1 protein-coding gene is annotated in these 1873 nt (G+C 61.6%); it reads right to left on the bottom strand.

What is annotated here, in order from left to right:
• Positions 1-1873: immunoglobulin-like domain-containing protein (locus N7650_RS27820; RefSeq protein WP_347815664.1), on the bottom strand; the 1873-nt coding region annotated here is incomplete at both ends.

Raw genomic sequence — 1873 nt, 5'->3', positions numbered from 1 at the left:
CGTGATCTTCATCTCGCTGCCCGCCGGGTTGGTCAGGCGTGCGGTATAGACAATATCGCCGCCTTCCTGGACGGTACCCGTGGCTGAAAGCGTCAGGCCAGTGGTGTCCAGGCGAGCCGGATCGTCGGTCACGACGGTGGTCGGGGTGCCGGTGGTCTCGAGCTTCTCGTAGTTGCCGCCAGTGACACCGGTGATGCTGTTGGTCAGCGGCGTGTTGGTGTTCAGGACGTTGTTCGGCGCAATGAAATCCACCGAACCGCTGGAGCTGTTGACCGGGATGGTGATGCTTTGGCCATTGGCGAGACTGATGACCAGTGGCGTGCCGGTGACCGGCGCAGTAACCGAGGCGGTATAGGTCACCACACCACCTTCAACAGCACTGGCGGTGGCGGTCAGAGTGACAGTCGAGGTATCGATGCTGTCAGTTACGGCAGTTACCGCCGCCGTTGGACTGACTTCCAGGTGTTCGAAGTCGCCGCCGGTGGTGCCAGTGATGGTGACACTGACGTTGCCGCCGTCCACATACACGGTGTTCTGAGGTGCAGCGAAGGTGACAGACCCCTCACTCAGGCCCTTACCGATGGTGATCACTTCCCCGTTGCTGAGGGTGATCTTCATCTCGCTGCCCGCCGGATTGGTCAGGCGAGCGGTGTAGACGATATCGCCGCCTTCCTGGACGGTGCCGGTGGCGGACAGGGTCAGGCCGGTGGTGTCCAGGCGAGCTGGGTCGTCAGTCACGACCGTAGTCGGGGTGCCGGTGGTTTCGAGTTTTTCGTAGTTGCCACCGGTTACGCCGGTGATGCTGTTGGTCAGCGGGGTGTTGGTATTCAGGACGTTGTTCGGCGCGATGAAATCCACCGAGCCGCTGGAGCTGTTGACCGGAATGGTGATCGACTGGCCGTTGGCCAAAGTTACAACTAGCGGAGTGCCAGTAACCGGAGCCGTGACGGAGGCGGTGTAGGTGACGACACCGCCTTCAACAGCGCTGGCGGTGGCGGTCAGAGTAACGGTGCTGGTGTCGATCGAGTCGGTAACGGCAGTGACAGCCGCAGTCGGGCTGACTTCCAGATGCTCGAAGTCGCCACCAGTAGTCCCGGTGACAGTCACGCTGACGTTGCCGCCGTCCACGTACACGGTGTTGGCTGGTGCCGGGAAGGTCACGCTGCCTTCCGACAGACCTTTACCGATGGTGATCACTTCACCATTGCTCAGCGTGATCTTCATTTCACTGCCCGCCGGGTTGGTCAGGCGAGCGGTGTAAACGATGTCACCACCTTCCTGGACGGTGCCGGTGGCGCTGAGCGTCAGGCCAGTGGTGTCCAGGCGAGCCGGATCGTCGGTCACGACGGTGGTCGGGGTGCCGGCGGTTTCCAGCTTCTCGTAGTTGCCACCGGTAACGCCGGTGATGCTGTTAGTCAGCGGCGTGTTGGTATTCAACACGTTGTTCGGGGCGATGAAATCGACTGAACCGCTCGAAGCGTTGACCGGAATGGTGATGCTCTGGCCGTTGGCGAGGCTGATAACCAGCGGGGTGCCGGTGACCGGAGCAGTAACCGAGGCGGTGTAGGTCACCACGCCGCCTTCCACTGCGCTCGGAGTCGCGGTGAGGGTGACAGTACTGGTGTCGATCGAATCTGTAACGGCAGTGACGGCCGCGGTCGGGCTGACTTCCAGGTGTTCGAAGTCGCCACCAGTAGTCCCGGTGATAGTCACGCTGACGTTGCCGCCATCTACATAGACGGTGTTGGCAGGCGCTGCGAAGGTCACGCTGCCTTCGGAGAGGCCCTTGCCAATGGTGATTACTTCGCCATTGCTCAGCGTGATCTTCATCTCGCTGCCCGCCGGATTGGTCAGGCGGGCGGTGTAGACGATG

Source organism: Pseudomonas sp. GD04058 (assembly GCF_029836855.1).
Taxonomy (GTDB): Bacteria; Pseudomonadota; Gammaproteobacteria; order Pseudomonadales; family Pseudomonadaceae; genus Aquipseudomonas; species Aquipseudomonas bharatica.
The sequence above is the reverse complement of the archived record's forward strand: the minus strand, read 5'-3'. Positions and strand labels throughout refer to the sequence as shown.